Genomic DNA, 19,311 nt, shown 5'->3' on the forward strand with positions numbered 1-19,311 from the left:
TCTCCCACTTTGATAGAAGATGGGAGTATTACGGATGGTAGTCATCGGATAAACAAGATACCTATAAAAAATAAGCATCTCGCAGATATTTCTTAAACTATTTCCATGCCTACATCCTTTATCATCTTTATATCATCTACAATCTTGTTTCCCACGGTAGTAAGATAATTTCCTGAAATAGTAGCATTTGCACCTGCTCTAAGACAATCTTGGCCATCTTTAGATATAAGACTTCTTCCTCCTGCCAGCCTTATTTGACTTTTGGGATTTATAAATCTAAATACTGCTATGGTTCTAAGTATTTCTTCATCGGTAAGTCTTTTAGCATTCTCAAGGGGGGTTCCCTTTACAGGACTCAGCACATTTACAGGTATAGAATATACCTGAAGTTTTTGAAGATCCATAGCCATTTCTATTCTGTCTTCCATAGTTTCTCCCATGCCAATGATTCCACCGGAGCAGACTCTAAGTCCAGCTGCTTTTGCTGCTTTTATGGTGTCTATTCTCTCTTCATAGCTGTGAGTTGTACATATATCCTTATAGTAATCCCTGCTGGTTTCAAGATTATGATGATACATTGTTATTCCCACTGCCTTAAGTTCTTCCAGCTGTTCTCTATTTATAATTCCAAGGGAGGCACAAAGATCCATCTTTACTTCATCTCTCAAGGTGCTGTATATTTTCACAGCTTTCTTAAATTCTTTTCCAGTTAAAGCTCTTCCACTAGTAACCAGTGAAAACCTGTTTACTCCCTCTCTTTCATTTTCCTTTGCAAGCTCCACTGCTTCTCTTGTATCCACCAATCCATATTCCTGTACATTTGTCTTGTAGTGAGCAGATTGAGCACAGTATTTACAATCCTCTGTACATTTTCCAGATTTAGCATTCATTATGGAGCATATATCCACAACTTTTCCATTGAATTTGTCACGAATTCTGTCTGCTGCCTTTATAAGTGATTTCAGATCTTCAGTCTTTGAAAGTTCCAAAGCTTCTTCGTAGTTTATAAGTTCTCCACTATTTATTTTTTCTTCTAATTTTGAAATGATATTATCCATTTTATCCTCCATGAATTTGATTTATTATTTGATATAATTTTTAATTACATATAGCCAATAATATTAATGTAGACTTGTACTTTTATAGTAATCAGTTATGTCAACTAATATACAACATTGTAGTTGACAATTAATTTAAAGTAACTTTATCTATTTTCAATTAATATTTTACACGCGCCTATGTTAACTGCATTTATTTTTAAGGTTAACAATCAATCTAATTTTATACAATTTACAGACTATTGTCAAATCTATGATATATATTGCATAAATTATATTCATTTAAGCAGATTCTAACTAAATGTTATTTATTAAATTAACAATTTTAATCGCAACTTATATATTAAATTTCTCATCTATTATTTCTAACAAAAAAATAGGCACTAGTATTTCTACCAGCGCTAATATTATAGGGATTAAAGGGGTAATCCTATATTGTTATAATACCAATTCAATGTTACGTCTTTATTTCAATATTGTAACTATTCCTTAACTTTGTTAAATGTTTTATGAACACCATAAAAGTGATTCACACAAAATTAAAAATTTTGGTTCTCTACTTGCACACAGCGAAAGTGATTCACACAAAATTAAAAATTTTGGTTCTCTACTTTTCTCCCTGAAAGAAAACTCCATCCCATAAATATATTATAGTATTGTTATCCAATAAGTAAATCATATTATAGGCCTTTCCCTCTGGGTTATATATTGTAAGTTCCCTAATTGAATCCCCATTTACTCCAATGGCACTTAGTTTTGTTTTGCTTTCATCAAAAAATTCACTGCCGGAAACAGTCTTCACTTCATATCTAGGACTTTGTACCGATCCATTTGTATCGGCAAATTGATTATTTGATATAGTTATTGTTTTGCCAATATAACTCTTTATATCGTCCTTTGACATGGCATAAATAGGTAAAGTTCCAACAGATTTTGTGATTTTCCACTGACCAAAATATGCTTCATAACCCTTAGCATTTCCAGTATTGTTTGCGGAGTTATTTGTACTATTACTATTAGCTGCATTCATATTTGAAGAAGAGCTGTTGTTGCTTGAAGCTGCTCCATTGTTTACATTACTACTATTAGAATTGGCGCTATTGCTGCTATTTGTGCTGGAATAATTACCAGTTCCTGTGCTGCTATTGTTTGAAGCAGAGGAAGAATTATTAGTGCTATTGATAGTGTTATTTTCTAAAACTGACGAATTATTTGCAATAGAATTTGTATTGTTTTGTGATGAAGCCAGGCTGCTATTTTTTCCATGTATATATGCTATTGACCCAGCTGCTAGTATCACTACCACTATTATTACTCCAATTAAAAAATTCTTTCTCATCTTTATTCCCCCCATAGTTAGTTAAAATTAATTAATGAGAATTTTATCCGATGACTAGCCACTGTAACACTCCACCGCACACAGCGAAAGTGATTCACACAAAATTAAAAATTTTGGTTCTCTACTTGCACGTTGTGAAAGCGATTCACAGAAAATCAAAGATTTTTGTTCTCTGCTTTTCTAAAGGTGGAGATAACACTGGCACGTCCCTGGATAATTCATCTAAACTCAGTGGGAATACAAACTCCCACTGAGTAAGATTCATTGATATTTGTCAATATAATTAATTATATTATAGCAAAAAATAAATAAACATTTTGTCGAAATTTGCAATATTAGATTTGTAAAATACTTTCTATGGGGCTGATGCATGTGTATTTTATTCTATATTCCACAAATAATCCTTATAAGTATTGATATTACTAGCTTTTACTTGTAAACTTTTCTAAATTGAAGCAAGTTCTTAATTCAGGTGGGGATTCTTTTACCCCATCTGAATTTTAGAACTGCAAATGCATGGCTTACTTGGCGTTGAACTCCCACTTGAAGAAAAGCAGAGAACCAAAATCTTCGATTTTGTGTGAATCGCTTTCGCTGTGTGCGTGGGAGACTTACGCCAAGTTAGTCAGGTTAAAATTAAGTATTATCAATGCTTTTCCAGATTACTTGTCGAATTGAAGTTAATATACAAATTATATTTTATGGATCTTTTCCTTCTTCTTATCCAATAATATAGGGGCTTTATCTGTTATTATACCGTCCACATTTGATTTCATTACCCTTTGCATGTTTACGGGATAATTAACTGTCCACGCGTATACAAGTCTATTGGTTTTGTGAATATTATTCACTAAATTTGGTGTTATAATTTTCTGCTCTATACTATAGAAATCCACATCTTTCGTAGGGATCTTCTCTCTAGAGCTACTCACTATATATCCCGTCCTGATATTGGGATTTTGTCTTTTTACATCCAGTAGAATCTTATAACTCAATGAATGAACCATGCACTGATTAGTAAAATTATTTTCTTCTATAAGATTAACAACTTTACGGGTAAGATCCACAGTGTTTCCATAGGGCTTTATTTCTATTATAAGCTTCAGCTTATGATTAGATGCTTTTATTATCTCATCCAGAGTTGGAATTTTATCCTCTTTATATTTAGAACCCAGAGGTGCACGTAATGTCAGTTTTTCCATCTGCTTGTAAGTTAATCTGTTTACAGGAACATTTACTCCCGTCAATCTTTTCAAGTTTGGATCGTGCATTAAAACTACTACTCCGTCTTCAGTTTCCTGTACATCAATTTCTGCATAATCTACTTTGTGTTCCATAGAACTCTTAATGGAACTCATGGAGTTTTCAGGTTCATTAACACATACTCCTCTGTGAGCTATAACTGTTACTGGATGTATACCCATAGTATTACTTATATATTGAACACTTTCATTTTCATTTAGATTATTTGCTTTATAAACTTGGTCATTATGAATATCTGATCTAATCAAAACAAATGTAAAAACACATATTATTACAACTAGAAATACACATATTTTTAATAAATTTTTTAAATTAGCATTAATTGTTTTCATAAGCTTATCCTCTTTGAAAAATAAAATTTTAATATATTCATTAAGGCATGTGAAAATATGCTAGCATACTGACTAGTTATTTATTTGAATATGCCTTAAACAAACAGTAAAATAAAAACGCCAAGTTATTACATATTTATTAAACAGAACTCTACTATATTATAATATATGTATTTTAACACTATATGCATGATATTTAAATAAAATTTATATTTTAAATTTTTGTACTACTTCATTTAATTTTTGTGCAAACTCTGCCTGACTCTGAGAAGTTCTAGCTACCTGTTCTACTCCCTGAGTTGCATCATTCATGCTGCTTTGTATTGCCTCTATATTGCCAGAGGATTTTTCTGCAATTTCAGCTGTATTTTGTATAGCTTCAGCTACTTGTTCTATTGTAGCAGTTATCTCTTCAGTCATAGCTGCTATTTCTTCAGTTATAGAACTTATAAAATTTGCGTCATTGTAGTATTGATTTCCCATAGCTAAAAAAGCTTTAAATTGTGAATCTACATCTTCATTGATAAATGTCAATACATCATTACTATTATCGGAAAGATTTTTAAAAGCTTCCTGTACCTTTAGAATAGTATCCTTTATGCCTGATACTGCCTCTGATGACTGTTCTGCCAGCTTTCTTACTTCCTCGGCCACCACCGCAAAGCCTTTACCATGTTCTCCAGCTCTTGCCGCTTCAATAGCTGCATTAAGTGCCAATAAATTTATCTGCTCTGCTATGGCTGCTATGGTATCTGACATTATTCCTATATTTTCTACTACTTTTCCAGCTTCAATGGCCTTTAATATTTTATTTTTCTTTTCAGCATATATTTTATTCACTGCTTCTGTAGATTTGTTACCCTTATCCTGTACTTCAATTGCACTTTCCTTGGATTTAAAAGAACTATTACTTCCTTCCAAGGATTTTTGCGATAATTGATTAATGCTCCCATCTACTTCCTGCACAGATGCACTAATTTCCTCTGAAGAAGCACTGGTTTCCTGCACTCCACTTGTTATTTCCTTTGTAGCAGCATCTATATTTTCAAAATTTGCTGTAAGTTCTTCAGTCATAGCTGAAAGTTCTTCACTGGCAGCGCTCATATCCTGGGCGTTATCCATAATATTTTTTATAAGTTGCTTTACATTATTTTGAGCAGTATTAAGAGCTGAAGCTGTTTGTGAAAATTCATCTTTCCCCACTGCAGTCATTGGTGTAGAAAAATCATATTCCGCCAATCGCTGTGCAAACGCTCTTATTTTTCCAAGAGGAGTGATTATTCCTTGGATAATTACAAAAGATAAAATTATGGCAATAATAATAGCTGCTACAATAAGTATAAGCATGGTATTACTAGCACCCATGTATACACTATGATTATCGGAATTTGTCTGTTTGGCATGAATATTACTCATATCCACCAACTTGTTAATTGAATTAAACATAGGCTGCCATTTTTCATTCATTCGCTCATACTGACCTACTGCCGCATCTGAACTACCATTATTTATTAAAGTCAATAAATACTCCTTCTGCTCTGTAAATTGCTGAACATTGGCATTAAACAAACTGAATTCCTTCTGTTCCTGATCATTTATAGGGCTATTGCTATACTCTCTTATGTAGCTGTCATTTTCATCTGTATTTTTTTTAATGTCTTCCAGCAAGGCCGTCCTTTTGCTGGCATCTTTTACATAAACTAAATCTAACATATCTGCCTTAATCTCAGTTAGATTCTGCTTCATATCTGTAAGTATATATACATTTCTAAGACTATTACTATACATTCCCTGTGAATTTCTATCCAGTTTTTGCAGTGAAGACATGCCTATGACGCCTATAACTGCCACCACTAAAACTATAATAGAAAAAGCTATAATTATATTTGTTCTTACTTTAAGATTCTTAAGTATTTTCATTGTTTTTCTCTTTCCAACTATGTTATATAATTTACAATAACAATAGTTTAATAATATTTTTAGCAATGTGAATTATATAAAACACATTTTTTAATTAATCAAATGTCACGACCTTTCGTAGATATTTTGTAAATTGTATTTGTAATTACTCTAAAGTATTATAGTCGTTGCTATGATGAAATTCTTTATAAGTTTTCAATTTTAACATCGGAATTAAAAGCCTGCAAATACAGCTGCAGGGGCAAAAGTTTATGTAGTGAAATCAATCTGAATAATTATTATATTTAGTAGGAGCTAGGTAAAAAGCTGTCTCACAATGCATATCTATACATTGTGAGACAGCTCCAATTGAAATAAAAAATGTTGCTATATTTGAAATTTCTGCACTATTTCATTAAGACTTTGTGCAAGCTCCGCCTGACTTTGTGCTGTTTGTGCTACTTGTTCTACTCCACCTGTAGCTTCATCCATACTTTGCTGTATTGAATCCGCTCCATCTGAAGACCTCTGCGCAATTTCTGCCATATTTTGTATGGCATCACTTACCTGATCTACGGTGGCTGTGATTTCTTCTGTCATAGCTGCTATTTCTTCAGACATAGCACTTACAAAATTAGCATCCTCATAATATTGATTTCCCATATTTCGAAAATTCTCAAATTGTGAATGAATGTCTTCATTTATAAACTTCAGTATTTCATTGCTGTTACTGGAAAGATTTTTAAAAGCATCCTGTACTTTTAAGATAGTATCCTTTATACCTGATACTGCCTCTGATGACTGCTCTGCCAGTTTTCTTACTTCCTCTGCTACCACTGCAAAGCCTTTACCATGTTCTCCTGCCCTTGCCGCTTCAATAGCTGCATTAAGTGCAAGTAAATTTATCTGTGCTGCTATAGCGGCTATGGTATCAGACATAACCCCTATATTTTCTACTACCTTTCCAGCTTCAATGGACTTTACTATTTTATCCTTAGTTGCAGCATATACTTTTTCTACTTCTTTTAAGGATTCCTTACCCCTGCTTTGAACTTCTTTAGCTCTCTCTTTAGATTGTACTGAATTATTACTCCCCTCCATGGCCCTTTCAGATAATTGATTTACGCTGGCATCTACTTCTTCTACAGAAGCACTTATCTCCTGAGAAGAAGCACTGGTTTCCTGAATGCCATTTGTTATCCCCTTTGTAGCTGCATCTATATTTTCAAAGGTTGCATTTAGTTCCTGAACCATAGCAGAAAGTTCTTCACTGGCAGCGCTCATATTCTGAGAATTGTCTATAATAGTTTTAATCAAATTGCTCACATTTTTCTGAGCCTTATTAAGAGCAATACCAGTCTGTGAGAATTCATCAGTACCTGTTATTGTTATTGCCTTTGAGAAATTATATTTAGCAAGTCTTTCAGCAAAAGCTCTTATTTTTGATAGAGGAGTACTTATTTCTCTATCAAGAACCCAAGCTAGGACTATAGCTAAAATAATTCCCACTATGAGAAATATAATTATATTATTATTTGCGGCAGTATAAACTGTATTATTATTTTCACTTTTCTGTTTTGCCTCATTATCATCTATTTTTACAAGTTTATCAATGGTATCAAACATTGGCTGAAATTTATTATACATTTGTTTGTATTGCTTTACTGCCTCATCAAAATTATTATTATTAATAAGAGTTACCATTTTTTCCTCTTCAACTTTAAAATCCTTAAGCTGTGACTTATATGTATTAAATAAATTCTTTTTTTCCCCCTCTAATGCAAGTTTTTCATATTCCTGTATATAACCATCATTTATATCTATATTATCCTTAGTATTCTTTAAAATACCTGCCTTTTGGCTATCATCTCTTATGTATATTAGCTGAAGTATATTTCCGTTAATTGCAGATAAATTTTGCTCTGTATCTGATAGCATATACAGATTCTTTAGACTATTATTATACATGTCTTCTGCATTTGAATTTGACTTTCTTAAGGAATTCATACCTATAGCGCCCACTATTCCAATTATCAAAACTATAATGAGAAAGGCTATAGTTATCTTTACTTTTACTTTTGTTCTTCTTAGTATTTTCATCTTCTTTCCCCCAAAAAATTATTTATAAATCTTAGAATAAGTTCGATGCTAATATTATCGCAAAATTTTTTTAAACCTTTACGAAATGTTTGTTAATTTATTAACATTTTGTTTTTATTCTATTTTATTTTAGAACAGTGTAATTTTGAAGTATGAGCACTCTTAAAGGCGAACTTTCTTTTTTACTGCTGATAATATATAAAATGCCAACTCTGAGAAAAAATACAGAGCTATGAATATAACAGGAAAAGAATAACGTCCCTGACCCTCTGTAACAAAGTATACACAGGTAAACATATAAAAACATATAAGAGAATATAGGGTAAAGCTTTCAATAGATTTTCTGCCAATTAAATTTACCATTAACTTTACAGTGGATATTATGATTAATATTATGGCAGGCATAAATAATATATTTCTTGCCAAATTAGCATAGGTTATAAGGATATACTGCCAATACCTGCTAATACCTACTCCATTAAGAGCATAGAGTATATCATCTCCAACAAAATATGTATTAACCAATCTCTTAAAGCCCAATTGTATAAATCTTCCTGGATGGCTTATTATCCACTTTTTAGCTGCTGTACTCAACATCTTATTTTTAGCTGTCATATTGGCTTTCTGATATTCCTTTGTATTTACAATGGAATTCTCTACATCAGCAGCCGCCATCCATCTTCCATAATTGTTCTGAGAATTATTGTTTATGTACATCACTATTCCGCCATTATTAGCAATAAAAGTGAACTGTCCCTCTAATTTTGTATTTCTATAAACCCAAGGAGAAAGTGCCAATAAGCTTACTGCCAATATTATTACTACATGTTTTACAACTTGTAAAAATTTTACTCCTGACAAAAGTTCTACTAAAAATATGGCAAAAAAGAATGCTAGAAAAAATGATTTTATCATGGAGTCTGCTGCAACTAAAATACCAATAAGTACATATTTATATTTTATTTCACTGTAATATATTAAGGTAACTAAAAGAAATATAGTTGTAAATATTATTTCTGTACCCAGTATGCTGTTATAGAAAATATTGCTTGGGAAAAATACGAATAAGGTATATATAATTTTTCGTCTGCCCTCTTTTATAGGAAGCTTTATCAATAATTTGTAAAATATTAAATAGCTTAAGCAAGTTAAAACCAAATTAAAAAGCTTTGCAGTAATTAAACTGCTTCCAAATAATTTATATACAAAGCCTAAAATTATGGAATAGCCCACAGAGGTATAGGTATTTCCCCACTGTCCCCCATTAGCCACCTGCTTTGCTACACTATTGTAATAGGCAAAATCTGAATAGGGCTGTGTATTTACGAAAATAATCCACAGCAGTGAAAAAATTATCCCCAGGAATGTAACTATTTTATAATAATTCTGTTTAAAACTCTTCATTTTTATCTCCTTGTAATTTTTTATTGATATATTTTCACCTGACTAACTTGGCGTAAGTCTCCCACTTATTCAAGTGGGAGTTCAACGCCAAGTAAGCCATGTATTTGCAGCTCTAAAATTCAGATGGGGTAAAAGTATCCCCACCTGAATTAAGAACTTGCTTCAACATATGTCACTAATATATTATACACCAAAAAATTCAGCTGATGAAACTCCTTCTAAATCTTTAGAATCTCATCAGCTATGATCCCCATCCTCAGCCAAGGGGTACATATCATCCACCCATCGGTGGATATTTTCCGTTTTTTACGTACCTAGAATACACGTTAAGAAGCCTTGCTCTCAAGGGCACTGCTTCTGGCCTTTGGCAAAAGAGTAATTAATCCTACAATAAACGCAAATACTATGACAAAGCCCGCGATGAAAAGTGCGTGGTCTATTCCAGATACAATATTTGCAGGTTTCATTTTCTCCACAGTTTTGGTATTGGTAAAGAAATAAAATATAGCACCTAAAAATGCCATACCTGTAGTCTGTCCTATGGTACGTGAAAGATTGAGAAGTCCTGATGCAAGTCCTCTCTGTTCTGGCTTTGCAGTAGATATTATAGCTGCATTATTTGGTGTCTGGAAAAAGGCCAGACTTCCATTAAATAAAATAATTGTGCCGGCAAATCTAAGTATACTTGAATAGCCATTCAAGGTAGCCATTACAAAGGACCCCGCAGCAAAAGCAAATATGCCCACAAGCATTATTGTATAGTTTCCAAATTTTTTTGCTGCCCATTGAGAAATAGGAGTAAAAATAGCACAGCTTACAGGCCCTATAGTCATTAATAATCCTGATTTAGATGTAGAAAACCCTCTTGCCTGCTGAAGATAAAATGGAAGTATTAATAAGGTACCTGTTATTACAGCATACATTAGTACAGATATGATAAGACTTCCACTGAATACATGATTTCTAAACATACTGAGTTTTACAAGTGGATACCTTATTCTATGCTCTAGGGTTAAAAATGCTATAATACCTACTATAGTTAGAATTACACATAAAATAACTTGTATGCCCACACCATCACTTTCTGCGAAAGTAACACTTAATACATAGCATATAAGAGTAAAGCATAATAAAATAAGACCTAGTATATCAAATTTCTGAACCTTCTCTGATATTGGTATCTTAGGAAATCTTGATACTAAAATTAATGTTATAATTCCTATAGGTACGTTGAAGAAAAATACAGCTCTCCAGCCCAGATATCCTATAAGTAACCCCCCTATAGATGGTCCAAGGGCAAAGCCTATAGGCAGCATGGCTGTGAGCACTGACATACTGGTTACAAGTTTTTCCTTAGAAACCAGATCTCCTACAATGGCAAAGGATAGCGCCATAAGTACAGCGCCTCCTACCCCCTGCAGTGCACGAAAAATTATAAGCATATAAATTGAAGTGGACATACCACATAGCAGAGAAGCAGCTGTAAACAATATGATACCATAGATAAAAATAGATTTTTTCCCAAACACATCTCCAATACGCCCTATTCCAACTATAAGAGAAGTCACCGCCAAAAGATAGCTTAAGCCTATCCACTGAATACTTCCAAAGCTTGCATTAAGTTCCCTTGCTATAGTAGGAAGACCAATATTTACTATATTTGTGTCTATTGAAGACATAAGGGTAGTAAGCGAAAGTACTATAATGACTAAAAGGTAACTGGTTTTAACAGAAGTTGTATTGTTTTTATTTGTCATAATTTTCCTCCTTTAAATGTGAAAAACGGTGGATTTGTCGTCCCAATCTATTTAAGGCTGTATATAGTTTAGCTGAATTTGACTTTAACATTGTTATTCTCTCCATATACTCTCCATATATAATTAGGTATCTAATTAGTTAGAGAATAGCACTGTGAAATAAATCTGTCAATGAGCATACCATTGGTTCCGAAAATGGAAAAAATGCACCCCTAGGGGTGCATTTTAAATTTTAAACCTTTGAACTATTTCATTAAGGCTTTGTGCCAATTTTGCCTGATCTTCTGATGTACTGGCCACCTGTTCCACTCCCTGAACTGCCTCCTGCATTTTATTTTCTATTTTATCTACATTTTCTGAAGATTTTTGAGCATTTAAAGCCATATTTTGTATTACTTCACTTACCTGTCCCACAGTAGCTGTTATTTCTTCTGTCATAGCAGCTATTTCCTCTGCAATGGAAGCCACAAAATTAGAATCATTATAATATTGATTTCCCATATCTCCAAAGGCCTTAAATTGTGTATCTACGTCCTCATTTATAAACTGTAATACATCTTTACTATTGTTGGAGAGATTCTCAAAGGCATCTTGAACCTTGGTAATAGTTTCTTTTATACCCTTTACTGATTCTGATGATTGCTCTGCTAGCTTTCTAACTTCCTCTGCTACCACTGCAAAACCCTTTCCATGCTCTCCTGCTCTAGCTGCTTCAATAGCTGCATTCAGAGCAAGTAAATTTATCTGTTCTGCTATGGACGCTATGGCATCTGACATAACATTTATATCCCCTACTACCTTACCATCCTCAATTGCCTTTAATATTTTTTCATTCTTTTCAGCATATATTTTTGATATATTTTCTTCAGACTCTTTATATTTACTCTCAACTTCTTTAGCTCTTATCTTTGAATTGCTAGCATTATTATTACCTTCCATGGCTCTTTCCGACAATTGATTTATGCTGGCATCCACTTCTTCTACAGATGCACTGACTTCCTCTGCAGACGCACTGGTTTCCTGAACTCCATCAGTTATTTCCCTTGAAGCTGTATTGATACTCTCAAAACTTGAGTTTAATTCCTGAACCATAGCAGAAAGCTGCTCACTGGCAGCACTCATATTCTGAGAATCCTCCAGTATAGTTTTAACTAAAGTCCTTACATTCTCCTGGGCTCTATTTAAATCATAAGCAACCTCTGAAAATTCGTCTTTTCCTATTACAACTATAGGTGTAGAAAAATCATAATTAGCAATTCTATCTGCAAACCCTTTCATTTTAGCAAGAGGTACGGTTGACTGCCTTGTAGTAATTATGCCCAGAATTATTGCAAGCACAATTCCTACAAATATGTATATGAGCATTCCATTACTAGCTGAAGAAAAAACATTATGATTATTTGTATTGGCATTCTTTGCCTCATCTAAATTCATTTTAATAAGCCCATCAATACTGCTGAACATTGGCCCAAATTTACTATCTAGCTCTGTATACTGTACTACTGCTTCATCATAGTTGTTACTATTTATTGCATCTAACAGCTTTTGTTTTATATCTCTAGATCCATTAATTTGTTCCATATATCCATCGAATAATTTTTTTTCATTGCCACTTAAGCCCTTACTGGTAAATATTTTAATATCATTATTATTTTCATCAGTATCATTTTTAATGTCCTGCAGCAAAGCTGCCTTTTTATTCTGATCTCTTGAATATACCAGCTCCACTAGATCACTTTTAGCTCTCATCAGCTGCTGCTTCATATCCGTTAACCTATAGACACTCTCCAGATTATTACTATACATCTTCTCAGAATTTGAATCTACATTTTTTAAAGATGATATTCCTATTGAACCCACTACACCAATTATTATTACTATAATCAGAAATGCTGCAGCCATCTTTTTTCCTATCTTAATTTTTCTTAAAAATATCATTTTAGTTTTCCTCCTTGAAAATACCGTCTTCTTATTTATGAATACTTGCTGCGGTTTTATACACTGTCCAGCCATTGCAATATTTCACTATAGCCATAATCCTTAGATCCTTAAAATAATTTATATAAACTTAGCGAGAGCACACCCTCAATAAAGTAATATTCATTGATATTTAAATAATTGGTAATGTCATACTACCAAAAATACTAAGTTAAGCGTACTATTTCAATAGTTCTGTATTTAATATTATCGGTAGAAGTTTAACTTGCTTTAGAAAATAGACTAAGTTTTTCTAAAGTGAAAGTGGCACTCTATAGTGTGAAGAACTAAAATTTCACAATAATGAAAATAAAAAATAGAGATGTTAAGCATATGCTACATTAACTTCTCACAGCTGTTTTTCTGTGCTACAATGATAAAGATAATTTCTTATTTCATTATCACCAAACAGTTCAAGTGACTTATTATAATGCTTAGCTAAATTGCCTACACAAATTTGATATGAGCTGCCTCCGCTGCTTTCACATCTGTTTAGTCATTTCCTTAGATTACGAGTTGAAGATGATAAAAATTCATATAAATAATTATGTATTTATAAAATGAGGTATGACATATGAATAATAAAATTTTAATTATTGAAGATGATCTATCTATTAGCGAAATGGTGAAGAATTATTTAAAAAAGGAAGGGTTTATAGCAACAACTGCTTGTAATGGCGAAGATGGAATTGCTGTATTTTTAAAGGACAATTTTGATTTAATTGTTCTTGATTTAATGATGCCAAAATTAGACGGCATAGAAACTATAAAAATAATTAGAGAAAAAAGTTCAGTGCCTATTTTAATTATGTCTGCAAAGGATAGCGATGTAGATAAAGCTATAGGTCTAGGTTTTGGAGCTGATGATTATATTACTAAGCCTTTTTCTATGATTGAAATTTCTGCAAGAATTAAAGCAGCTATTAGAAGATCAACAAAATATTCTAATAATAAGCAAGAAATACAGATCATTAAAGTTGGAGACCTTACTGTTGATTTAAGTAATTTTTTAGTCAGTAAAAATGGTCAGGCGATACAGCTTACTTCAAAAGAATTTGATATTTTAAAATTGTTTATAAAAAATCCTAATAGAGTGTTTACTAAGGCTCAAATCTATAATTTAATTTGGGAAGATGAATACTTTGGAGATGAAAATGTAATTAATGTACACATGCGAAGATTGAGAGAAAAGATAGAGGATAATCCATCAAATCCACAATATATAAAGACCTTGTGGGGAATAGGCTACAAGCTGGAGGTAACTTAGGGTGACCATTTTATTATTAATAATTATTTTCATCTTAATTTGTATAATACTTTTTCAATATACACTTCAAAATAAAAGAGATAAGAATTTACAATACATTCAAGGCAAGGTGCAAAAAATTATTCTCTATGATACCGAGGAAAAACTTTTAGTTGTTACTGATGACAAAGAACTAAAAGAATTATTAGTAGAAATTAATAACCTTTTAGATTACAACCAAAAAGTATTGGTGGACTACAGAAAAAAAGAAATAGCTATGAGAAAAATGCTTTCAAATATTTCCCATGATTTGAAAACTCCTCTTACTGTTGTATTAGGATATATAGAAACTATAAAGTTGGACAAGGCTATGGAAAATAAAGAAAAAGATATATTACTTTCTAAAGTACACAATAAAACTCTTGAAGTAATTGACCTTATGAATAAATTTTTTGATCTGGCAAAACTGGAATCAGGAGATAAGGATATTGACATTACAAGAATTAATATGAATGAGGTTTGCAGAAAAAATATATTAGATTTTTATGAAATTTTAAATACTAAAGGTTTTAAAGTGAATATCTATATCCCCCAGACTAACATTTATGCACTAGGAAATGCGGAGGCTCTTGATAGAATAATGAGCAATTTGATTTCCAATGCCATTAAATATGGAAGTGATGGTAATGTTATAGGATTAAGTTTAAGATGTGATGATGAATTTTCTTATGTAGAGATTTGGGATAGAGGTAAGGGCATTAATGAAAATGAGATAGATAAAGTTTTTGAAAGAATGTATACCCTTGAGGATTCAAGAAATAGATCATTTCAAGGTAGTGGTTTAGGACTTACCATAACCAAAAGGCTTGTAGAAAAAATGGGAGGAAAAATTCTTCTTAATAGTACGCCAAATGAGAAAACTACCTTTATTATTAAGTTAAAAAGATTAACCTATTAAATTGTATGTACAAGATGCTTTCTTTATAGAATTCTAAAATCAACTATTAACTTATACACGAAAAAAAAACTCTTATAAGATTGGATTTTTTCTTCATGTATAGGTTAATTTTTATTAATGGAATGCTGCAAAAGCATCTTATTTTTTTCAACTTAAGAATTTTGTAAGATTTGCTTAATAAAAAAATAGAAGTTTAAATTATACAATAACATTGTGGTACAAAGTTCCAACTTCAACTGTTAATCTATGTACAATTGAAGCAAGTTCTTAATTCAAGTGGGGATTCTTTTACCCCATCTGAATTTTAGAACTGCAAATGCATGGCTTACTTGGCGTTGAACTCCAACTTGAAGAAGGGGGAGACTTACGCCAAGTTAGTCAGGTGAAAAACTGTTGAAAATTCAGTATTTTCCCCATGTATCAGCTAAGTATTAGAAGTGGAATCCCATAATAAAGAACAGGAGAGGATAATATGAATTATATATTAAGAACTATAAACTTGACAAAAACCTTCAGGGAAAAACAGGTTGTATCCAGCGTAAATATGAACATTAAAAAAGGTGAGATATATGGTTTTTTAGGACCAAACGGGGCTGGTAAAACCACTGTTATGAGGATGATTACTAACCTAATCAAGCCTACCATTGGAGAAATTGAAATCTTTGGTGACAGGCTTACCAATAAGTCCTATGAGATATTGAAAAGAATGGGGGCTATCATTGAATATCCTGTATTTTATGATAAGCTCACTGCAAGAGAAAACCTAGAGCTTCACTGCGAATATATGGGGTATTATGATAAAAATCAAATTGACAAGGTTTTAAATATGGTAAATTTAAATGGTATCAATGACAAAGCTGTGAAGGATTTATCACTGGGGATGAAGCAAAGGCTTGGAATTGCTAGGGCAATTATAACTAAACCACAGCTGTTAATTCTAGATGAGCCAATTAACGGACTTGATCCCATTGGCATTAAGGAAGTTAGAAATCTATTAAAAATGTTAAATGAAGAATATGGAATAACAATATTGATATCAAGTCATATTTTGGGCGAGATTGAACAAATAGCTGATACCATAGGAGTATTAAACAATGGCAGGCTAATAGAAGAAGTCACCATGGACAGCATAAGACAACTTAATACTGATTATATAGAAATAATTACTAAGGATTGTACAATAGCAGCTTATATTTTAGAAAATGACTTAAGCATTTCAAACTTTAAGATTATAGACAATAACTTAATAAGGATATACGACTTAAAAGTACCTCAAAATAATATTTCAAAAACCTTAATTTTAAAGGGAGTTAATATTGAAGCTATTAATAAGAAAAATAGTTCTTTAGAAGATCATTTCTTAAAACTATTAAATGGAGGTGGCTTAAATGCTTAAATTAATGAAGCTTGAAATGAAAAAATTTAAAATAGCTGGCTCTATAAAAGGAGTCCTAATTGCAAATTTAATTATTCTAGCACTTCTGGTTTTAATTCCTCTCGGTTCAAAAACCGATGGAGATATAGCTTTTAAAGGTTACAGCGATATGTTTTTAGTTACTAGCACTTTTGTAAAAGCTACCTTTTCAATCTTCGCAGCAGTACTAATTTCTAGATTAATAATTGGTGAATATACAAATAAAACTATCACCCTCATGTTTATGTATCCAATAAAGAGAAAAAATATTATGCTTGCAAAGTTAACTATTGTAGTCATATTTACCTTTATATCCATGGTCATATCAAATATTTTTTTAAATTGCTGTATGTATTTCTTTAATTCATTTGCCAAGTTATTCACCGACACATTAACAGTAGATATGGTAGTAAAAAATATAATTAGTATCTTCGTATATTCAATAGGTTACAGCTTTTTAAGTCTAATTCCCATATATGTTGGCATGAAAAAAAAATCAACATCTGCTACAATTGTAACTTCAGTAATATTAAGCAGTGTACTAAACGGCAGTTTTAATGGTAGTTCCTTAAGTTCAATTATTATTATTCCACTTATTTTAGGCATTATAGGCGCGGTTATTTCTTATATGGCAATAAAAAATGTAGAAGATGCAGATGTAATTAATTGATAAAACAGCATTGCCAATGATCACCCCTCTGGACATTTATTTCAGAATAGATGTTATTCAGAAATTATTAAGAATGATGCACAAATGCTTGAAACCAGTAGATATATACATTTGAATCCAGTGAGAGCTAACATGGTTAGTAAAGCAGAAGAATATATATGGAGCAGTTACAGCATGTACATAGGAACTACCGAAAAAAAAATTGCACCCCTGGGGTGCAATTTTTTCCAATCATTCTGCTGAATTTTTAGTATTACTCAAAGGAATTTCCTTCATAAACAGTACAACTACTAAAGCCAGTATTGCCATAACAACACCAATTACAAACACATCATGAATAGAATTAGAGAGAATACCCTTTATATCATCTATTAATTTCATAAAACGTGCCAGCATTTCCTTAGGCAATTTTGCAGCTATGCTTTTCATAGAATCTCCTCCACCGGATAGCGCATTTGGATTCTTTAATACACTAGTAATAGACGCTGGTAATCCTGTAGTGTCAAGATCCTTTAATCCATTTGTCACAGTTGTGCTCATAATTGTTCCAAGCACTGAGGAGGCAATAGTCTGTCCAAGAGATTTGAAAAATTGTGTTGCTGAAGTTACAACTCCAATTTGACTTTCAGGGAAAGCACTTTGAGCAGTAACACTGAAGATAGGCATTACAATCCCTATTCCAAATCCCAAAACAATCATGTCAATTATTATCTGTAAATTACTAGTGTTAACTTTTAAATTCAAAAGCAGTGCAGATCCAATAACTGCAATGACAAATCCAATTATGGCCTGAAGCTTATATTTATTGGTCTTTGATACCAGAACACCACTTACCATAGCTCCTACAATAAGGCTAAGCATCATAGGGGTAAGTATTGCTCCAGATTTACTGGCACTGGAACCTGTAACCTCCTGTACAAATAATGGTATGAAAATTGCGGCTCCCATCATTACAGCACTGATTAAAAACATTTCTATAGCTGAAAAGTTAAACACGGAATTCTTAAATAAAGTCATTGGTATTATAGGATCTTCAACTTTCATTTCAATAACTGCAAATACAATTAGCATAACAACTGAAAATATAAGCATTCCTACAATTTGAACTGAATTCCAAGCATAATCCTTTCCTGCCCAGGTAAAAGCAAGGAGCATTGGTACTAAAGCTACAATTAAAGCTACAGCTCCAAAATAGTCCACTTTTTTTCTTTCCTCTGCCTTATGAGAAGGAAGTACTAATATTATTATGATAAGTGCTATTATAGCTATAGGCACATTTACGTAAAACACCCATCTCCAACTGAAATTATCTGTAATAAACCCTCCAAGGGATGGTCCCACTATGCTGGCAAGAGCTCCTGCCGAAGATGCTATCCCCACATATTTTGCCCTCTCTGCCGGTGCAAAAAGTACTCCTATAATTGCAAGAGAATTTGATATTAAAATAGCTCCACCGATTCCCTGAAAACCTCTAAAGAAGATAAGCTGCATCATATTCTGGGAAATTCCGCATAGAGCTGACCCTATAAAGAAAACAACAATTCCAAATATATATACAGGTTTAAAACCATACATATCTGCCAGCTTTCCAAATAGAGGCATGGATATTGTTATGCAAAGTAGATAAGCTATCATAGGCCAGGTGTAGTAATCAAAGCCCTGAAGACTGCTTATAATTTTGGGCATAGCAGTAGTAACTATAGTGCTATCAAGAGATGCTAATAGTATACTCACCATTACTCCCATCATTATTAATATTGTGTTTTTCTTGGTTAAATTTGTAAAAGTCACGTAAATCACTCTCCTCCGATAAATTGAAGCAAGTTCTTAATTCAGGTTGGAATTCTTTTACCCCATCTGAATTTTAGAACTGCAAATGCATGGCTTACTTGGC

General features: G+C 32.4%; 13 protein-coding genes. 4 read left to right on the forward strand and 9 right to left on the reverse strand.

What is annotated here, in order from left to right:
* Nucleotides 1–92: 92 nt before the first annotated feature.
* The 8 genes from bioB to ABF633_RS18675 all read right to left on the reverse strand — a co-directional run bounded on the left by bioB (nucleotide 93) and on the right by ABF633_RS18675 (nucleotide 13,090).
* Nucleotides 93–1,058, reverse strand: a complete 966-nt coding sequence (gene bioB, locus ABF633_RS18640) for a biotin synthase BioB (protein ID WP_415525843.1) — start codon at nucleotides 1,056–1,058, stop codon at nucleotides 93–95.
* A 607-nt stretch (nucleotides 1,059–1,665) separates the two neighbouring features.
* On the reverse strand, nucleotides 1,666–2,397 hold the full coding sequence (locus ABF633_RS18645) for a hypothetical protein (protein ID WP_415525845.1): 732 nt from the start codon (nucleotides 2,395–2,397) through the stop codon (nucleotides 1,666–1,668).
* A 692-nt stretch (nucleotides 2,398–3,089) separates the two neighbouring features.
* Nucleotides 3,090–3,992, reverse strand: coding sequence for a glycerophosphodiester phosphodiesterase (locus ABF633_RS18650; protein WP_415525847.1), 903 nt, complete (start codon nucleotides 3,990–3,992; stop codon nucleotides 3,090–3,092).
* 207 nt (nucleotides 3,993–4,199) lie between these two features.
* Nucleotides 4,200–5,912: a methyl-accepting chemotaxis protein gene (locus ABF633_RS18655; RefSeq protein WP_415525849.1), complete on the reverse strand. Its 1,713-nt coding sequence runs from the start codon at nucleotides 5,910–5,912 to the stop codon at nucleotides 4,200–4,202.
* Between the two features lie 366 nt (nucleotides 5,913–6,278).
* The gene (locus tag ABF633_RS18660; RefSeq protein ID WP_415525851.1) at nucleotides 6,279–7,991 is read right to left on the reverse strand and encodes a methyl-accepting chemotaxis protein; all 1,713 of its coding nucleotides are present in this window, start codon (nucleotides 7,989–7,991) and stop codon (nucleotides 6,279–6,281) included.
* A 162-nt stretch (nucleotides 7,992–8,153) separates the two neighbouring features.
* The gene (locus ABF633_RS18665) at nucleotides 8,154–9,395 is read right to left on the reverse strand and encodes a hypothetical protein (RefSeq protein WP_415525853.1); all 1,242 of its coding nucleotides are present in this window, start codon (nucleotides 9,393–9,395) and stop codon (nucleotides 8,154–8,156) included.
* A 326-nt stretch (nucleotides 9,396–9,721) separates the two neighbouring features.
* Entirely contained in the window at nucleotides 9,722–11,152 is a 1,431-nt protein-coding gene (locus ABF633_RS18670) for an MFS transporter (protein ID WP_415525855.1), read from the reverse strand.
* Nucleotides 11,153–11,377: 225 nt separating this feature from the next.
* A complete protein-coding gene (locus ABF633_RS18675) occupies nucleotides 11,378–13,090 on the reverse strand; it encodes a methyl-accepting chemotaxis protein (protein WP_415525857.1) in 1,713 nt (570 codons plus the stop codon).
* Between the two features lie 613 nt (nucleotides 13,091–13,703).
* Here ABF633_RS18675 and ABF633_RS18680 point away from each other — a divergent pair.
* The 4 genes from ABF633_RS18680 (at nucleotide 13,704) to ABF633_RS18695 (ending at nucleotide 17,417) form a co-directional block, all read left to right on the forward strand.
* A complete protein-coding gene (locus ABF633_RS18680; RefSeq protein ID WP_415525859.1) occupies nucleotides 13,704–14,396 on the forward strand; it encodes a response regulator transcription factor in 693 nt (230 codons plus the stop codon).
* Nucleotide 14,397: 1 nt separating this feature from the next.
* On the forward strand, nucleotides 14,398–15,333 hold the full coding sequence (locus ABF633_RS18685) for a sensor histidine kinase (RefSeq protein ID WP_415525861.1): 936 nt from the start codon (nucleotides 14,398–14,400) through the stop codon (nucleotides 15,331–15,333).
* Between the two features lie 472 nt (nucleotides 15,334–15,805).
* Nucleotides 15,806–16,729 (forward strand): ABC transporter ATP-binding protein, encoded by a 924-nt coding sequence (locus tag ABF633_RS18690; protein WP_415525863.1) that lies wholly within the window; start codon nucleotides 15,806–15,808, stop codon nucleotides 16,727–16,729.
* Nucleotides 16,722–17,417: an ABC transporter permease gene (locus ABF633_RS18695; protein WP_415525865.1), complete on the forward strand. Its 696-nt coding sequence runs from the start codon at nucleotides 16,722–16,724 to the stop codon at nucleotides 17,415–17,417. Before ABF633_RS18690 ends, ABF633_RS18695 begins: the two co-directional genes overlap by 8 nt.
* A gap of 231 nt (nucleotides 17,418–17,648) precedes the next feature.
* Here ABF633_RS18695 and ABF633_RS18700 read toward each other — a convergent pair whose 3' ends face one another.
* On the reverse strand, nucleotides 17,649–19,208 hold the full coding sequence (locus ABF633_RS18700) for an MDR family MFS transporter (RefSeq protein ID WP_415525867.1): 1,560 nt from the start codon (nucleotides 19,206–19,208) through the stop codon (nucleotides 17,649–17,651).
* Between the last annotated feature and the right edge of the window lie 103 nt (nucleotides 19,209–19,311).

Origin of the sequence: Clostridium sp. (assembly GCF_047718555.1) — a bacterium.
Lineage (GTDB): Bacteria > Bacillota > Clostridia > Clostridiales > Clostridiaceae > Clostridium_I.

Excerpts from the sequence above, each read along its gene's own strand:
- bioB (WP_415525843.1), bottom strand. The coding sequence starts at position 1,058 with ATGGATAATATCATTTCAAAATTAGAAGAAAAAATAAATAGTGGAGAA.
- ABF633_RS18645 (WP_415525845.1), bottom strand. The coding sequence starts at position 2,397 with ATGAGAAAGAATTTTTTAATTGGAGTAATAATAGTGGTAGTGATACTA.
- ABF633_RS18650 (WP_415525847.1), bottom strand. The coding sequence starts at position 3,992 with ATGAAAACAATTAATGCTAATTTAAAAAATTTATTAAAAATATGTGTA.
- ABF633_RS18655 (WP_415525849.1), bottom strand. The coding sequence starts at position 5,912 with ATGAAAATACTTAAGAATCTTAAAGTAAGAACAAATATAATTATAGCT.
- ABF633_RS18660 (WP_415525851.1), bottom strand. The coding sequence starts at position 7,991 with ATGAAAATACTAAGAAGAACAAAAGTAAAAGTAAAGATAACTATAGCC.
- ABF633_RS18665 (WP_415525853.1), bottom strand. The coding sequence starts at position 9,395 with ATGAAGAGTTTTAAACAGAATTATTATAAAATAGTTACATTCCTGGGG.
- ABF633_RS18670 (WP_415525855.1), bottom strand. The coding sequence starts at position 11,152 with ATGACAAATAAAAACAATACAACTTCTGTTAAAACCAGTTACCTTTTA.
- ABF633_RS18675 (WP_415525857.1), bottom strand. The coding sequence starts at position 13,090 with ATGATATTTTTAAGAAAAATTAAGATAGGAAAAAAGATGGCTGCAGCA.
- ABF633_RS18680 (WP_415525859.1), top strand. The coding sequence starts at position 13,704 with ATGAATAATAAAATTTTAATTATTGAAGATGATCTATCTATTAGCGAA.
- ABF633_RS18690 (WP_415525863.1), top strand. The coding sequence starts at position 15,806 with ATGAATTATATATTAAGAACTATAAACTTGACAAAAACCTTCAGGGAA.
- ABF633_RS18695 (WP_415525865.1), top strand. The coding sequence starts at position 16,722 with ATGCTTAAATTAATGAAGCTTGAAATGAAAAAATTTAAAATAGCTGGC.